Annotated in this window: 3 protein-coding genes; 2 read left to right on the top strand and 1 reads right to left on the bottom strand. The window is 73.4% G+C overall.

Annotated elements, in window-relative coordinates; genetic code table 11:
* Positions 1–289: 289 nt before the first annotated feature.
* Positions 290–1,759 (top strand): hypothetical protein, encoded by a 1,470-nt coding sequence (locus D6689_17115; GenBank protein RMH39267.1) that lies wholly within the window; start codon positions 290–292, stop codon positions 1,757–1,759.
* 57 nt (positions 1,760–1,816) lie between these two features.
* Here the strand turns inward: D6689_17115 and D6689_17110 are convergent, their stop codons facing one another.
* Positions 1,817–2,725, bottom strand: coding sequence for a hypothetical protein (locus tag D6689_17110; GenBank protein ID RMH39266.1), 909 nt, complete (start codon positions 2,723–2,725; stop codon positions 1,817–1,819).
* Positions 2,726–2,822: 97 nt separating this feature from the next.
* On the opposite strand from D6689_17110, the gene D6689_17105 reads away from it, so the two are divergent.
* Positions 2,823–4,238, top strand: a complete 1,416-nt coding sequence (locus tag D6689_17105; protein ID RMH39265.1) for a hypothetical protein — start codon at positions 2,823–2,825, stop codon at positions 4,236–4,238.
* Positions 4,239–4,303: the final 65 nt, after the last annotated feature.

The raw sequence follows: 4,303 nt of genomic DNA, 5'->3' as shown, positions 1-4,303 counted from the left end.
GCTACGCGGCCGCGCGCCCGCCGCCGCGGTCCGCGCGACGTTGCTACGCGGCCGCGCGCCCGCCGCCGCGGTCCGCGCGACTTTGCTACGCTGCCGCGCGGATGGTCGCCTTCCCCGACAGCGTATGCCACGGCTGCCGCTATCTGCGGGTCGTGCGCGGCCGAGCGTCCACGTTTCTGCGGTGCACTCACCCGCGGCTGCCGAAATACCCTCGCCAGCCGGTGGCTGCCTGCGCGGAGCGCCGCCCCGGATGACCGGCGCGCGCACGGGGGGCCGCCTGCGAGCGGCGATGAGCCGTCCCGAAGCCGCGCTGTTCGCGCTCGCGCTCGGAGCCTACGCCTACTTCTACCAGGCGGGCGGCTGGAACCAGAACAGCCGGTTCGACCTCGTGCGCGCCGTGGTCGAGCGGGGCACCGCGTCGATCGAGGGCTACCACCACAACACCGGCGATCACTCGCGCAAAGACGGCGTCCACTACTGCGACAAGGCACCCGGCGCGTCGTGGCTCGGCGTACCGGTCTACGCGGTCGCGCGCGCCGCCGGCGGCGAGCCTCCCACCCCGCGGTTCCTCGCGGTCGCGTCGTACGCGGTCACCGTCGTCGCCGTCGGCGTGCCGTCGGCCGTGGCGGTCGTCGCGCTGTGCGCCCTCGTCGGCGCGCTCGGCGTCGGGCGCGGGCCGGCCATCGCGATCGCCGCGGCGTACGCGTTCGGCACCCTCGCGTTCCCGTACGCCACCCTGTTTTACGGCCACCAGCTGATGGCGGCGCTGGTCGTCATCGGGTTCGCCGTCGCCGTGCGCACCGTGCGGGCCGCGCGCGCCGGCACCGCCGCGCCCCGCTTCGCCTCGCTGTTCGGCGCCGGGCTCGCGCTCGGCTACGCCGTCGTCGTCGAATACCCGGCCGCGCTCGCCGTCGCGCCGATCGCCGCCTACGTCGCCTGGGGGCTGTGGCGCGACCACCGCCGCGCGGTCGCCTGGTTCGTCGCCGGCGGCGCCGGGCCGGCCGCCGCGCTCGCCGCCTATCATTGGATCGTTTTCGGCGGGCCGCTTACGTTGCCGTACGCGTTTTCCACCCAGCCGCACCGCGGCCAGGGGTTCATGGGCATCGGTGCGCCGCGCGACGGCGCGACCTGGGGCGTGCTGTTTTCGAGCTACCGCGGGCTGTTCTTCTCCGCGCCGTGGCTGCTCGTCGGCGTCCCCGGCTGGGCGTGGATGGCGGCCGACCGCCGGTGGCGCGCCGAGGCGCTCGTGTGCGCCGCCGCCGGCGGGCTGTTCGTGTGGCTGAACGTGTCGCTCGTCGACTGGCAGGGCGGCTGGGCGCTCGGCCCGCGCTACCTCATCGGCGCGATCCCGTTTTTCGCGGTCGGCGTCGCCGGTTGGGTGCTCAAGTGGCCGGCGCGCGCTCCGCGCGGCGTCACCGCCGCCGCGTGGCTCGCGTTCGCCGCCGCCGCCGGCTACTCGACCGCCGCGATGCTCGCCGGCACCGCCGTCAAGCCCGAGGTGGACGTGCGCATCCGGCATCCGTTCGGCGACTTCGTCTGGCCGCACTTCGCCCGCGGCGAACTCGCCGTGAGCCGCCAGGGCATCGACGACAAGCACGAGCGGCGCGGCGGGCCGCCCGCCGCGTGGAACCTCGGCCACCTGCTCGGGCTGTCGGGGCTGGCGTCGCTGTTGCCGCTGGCCGGGTGGGCGGCGGTGTGCCTGGCGTGGCTCGTGCGGGCGCTGCGGCGCTCGCGCGACGGCCCGCCGGCTGTCGCGTGACGGCCGCCGCCGCGCGGTGCCGACCGCGAGGCCGAGGCCCGCCCGCGGCCGGGCGCGCTACCAGCGGCTGCGCGCTCGCCGCCGGCGGCGCCGGCACCGGCTGCGCGCGTTCTGCGAGCCGTACAGGTCGCCGATGCCCGCCGCCGACGCCACCCAGAACGCGACCAGCATCGCCATGTCCGTGAGCGCCCGGCGCGTCGCCGACGCCGGGATCACCAGCCCGTAGGTCTCCGCCACGAAGCGGAAGTTGCGCAGCAACCGCGCGACCTGATCGCGCTCCACGTCGCCGTGCCAGTAGGTCACCCGCGACATCAGCAGTTCCTGGTGCCGCCGGAGGAACTCGCCCATCGTCATCGAGCCGAGAAACCGGCTCGACGGCGGCGCGCAGATCTCGAGCAGGTCTTCGAGGTACTCGTCCCAGTGCAGCGCCAGCGACTCGTTTTCCGGCCGGCGGAGGAACTGCGCGCGCTGGACCGAGAACTGCGCGGTCACCGGCACGCGGAACCGCGGCCGCACCGGGTGCAGGTCGTACAGCGCCGGCGGGTTGTCCTCGTCGTACTCCCAGTCCAGGTAGCACCAGCGATTGCGCAGCCGCGGCCACTCGACGACGTTGAGCACCGGGTCGTGATTCGAGTCGAGCACGACGAACCGGTTCGACTCGTGGTTGACCACGGTGATCCAGTGGCCCCAGTCGTCGACGCACAGCAGCACCGGGATGCGGTCGCGCAGGTAGCGCACCAGCGCGCCGCGCGCGAGGTCCGGATCGCGGCGGCGGATCGCCGGCAGGTCGCAGTCGAACTCGCGCGCCGCCTTCGCGAGGCGTACCTCGTCCGTGCCCGACCACCAGTGCGGGTGCGCGATGCTCGCAATCTGGTCCTCGTCGCACAGCCGGCCCAGTGTGACCAGCGCGTGTTTGAGGGCGAACGGACCGCAGGTCCAGTCGTTCGGTTGTGGATAGAAGCCCACGTCTGACCGGTTGCGTACGAGCGCAGCGCGTGCTTTCAACGTAAACAACCGCGCGGCCGTTGCGCAACCCTTAATTCTCGTCGAGGATGCCACCCTGATGTCCGACGCAGACCGAAAGCGACCTCCGCACGTCCTCGTGCTGTGGAACCAGACCGACGAAGACGTCTACGAGGTGTGGAAGCAGCTCGGGCCGCAGCCGCTGCCGTGGGACCCGAGCCGGACCGCGTCTGAGGTCGGCACCGTCCAGGAGGAGATGGACCAGCTGCTCTCCGCCCTGCGGGCCAACGGCTTCCGCGTCTCCGTGGTCAACGTGCGCGACGACTTCGAGAAGCTCCTGGCGGCGGTCACCCTGTACGAGCCGGACGTCATCTTCAACCTGGTCGAGTACTTCTACGACGACGAGACGCTCGAGCCCCACGTCGCCGCCGTCTACGACCTGCTGGACGTCCCGTACACCGGCAACACGCCGCTGACCCTGGCCACCTGCCAGTCGAAGATCCGCACCAAGATCCTGCTGGAGGCCTACGGCCTGCCCACCTCGCCGTGGATGGAGTGCAAGCCCGGCGAGCCCATCCCCGAGCCCGGGGCCGAGGGCTTCGAGCTGCACTACCCGCTCATCGTCAAGCCCGGTCGCGAGGACGCCTCCGGCGGCATCGAGCCCGAGAGCGTCGTCCACGACTACGAGTCCCTGTGCCGGCGGGTGCGCTACGTCTGGCACGAGTTCGAGCAGCCGGCGCTGGTCGAGGAGTACATCGACGGGCGCGAGATTCACGCCGCCATCCTCGGCAACTTCCGCGAGGGGCGGCGCAACCCGTTTTGCTTCAAGGAGGAGTGGGCCGTTCCGCCGCAGACCCCCGAGGTCCTGCCGCTGTTCGAGATGGAGTTTGAGGAGCCCGAGGACGACTGGGAGCCCCAGATCATCTCGTACAAGGCCAAGTGGGACCCCCACAGCAAGCAGTTCTACCAGATGGACGCCGTGTGCCCCGCGGAGGACCTCGACCCCGACACCGAGGAGCGCATCCGCGAGATCGCGCTCGAGGCCTACCGCGTCATGGGCTGCCGCGACTACGCGCGCATCGACATGCGCGTCGAACACGACACCGGCGACATCTACATCCTCGAGGTCAACCCGAACCCGGACCTGGCCGACGGCAGCGCGTACGTGATGTGCTCGGACGCCAGCGGGCGCACCTACGCGCAGCTGCTCGGCGAGATCGTGCGGATGGCGCTGGCGCGGCGCCCGCCCGACGAGGGCGCCAGCGAGCCGGTGCAGCGCGAGCCGAGCGACCTGCTGTTGCGCGAATACCGGCGGACGGGGTACCGGCCGGTGGCCGAGCCGGGCGGCGCGGGCGGCGCGGGCGGCGCGAGCGCGGGCGGCGAGGGCGCGGGCGAGGGCGGCGCGGGCGAAGGCGAGGGCGGCGCGGGCGAGGGCGAGGGCGAGGGCGGCGCGGGCGAAGGCGCGGGCGGCGCGGGCGAGGGCGAGGGCGGCGCGGGCGAGGGCGGCGAGAGCTGACGCGCGGGCGAGGGCGGCGAGGGCTGACGTGCGGGCGGCCGCCGCGACCGCTCAGCCGCGGGCGC

This window comes from Deltaproteobacteria bacterium (genome assembly GCA_003696105.1).
In the GTDB taxonomy this organism is placed as follows: Bacteria; Myxococcota_A; Polyangia; order Haliangiales; family J016; genus J016.
This window is presented reverse-complemented; position numbering and strand designations above follow the sequence as displayed.

Bases quoted from the DNA above. Each gene is read 5' to 3' on its own strand.
- D6689_17115 (RMH39267.1), top strand. From the start codon at position 290: ATGAGCCGTCCCGAAGCCGCGCTGTTCGCGCTCGCGCTCGGAGCCTAC.
- D6689_17105 (RMH39265.1), top strand. From the start codon at position 2,823: ATGTCCGACGCAGACCGAAAGCGACCTCCGCACGTCCTCGTGCTGTGG.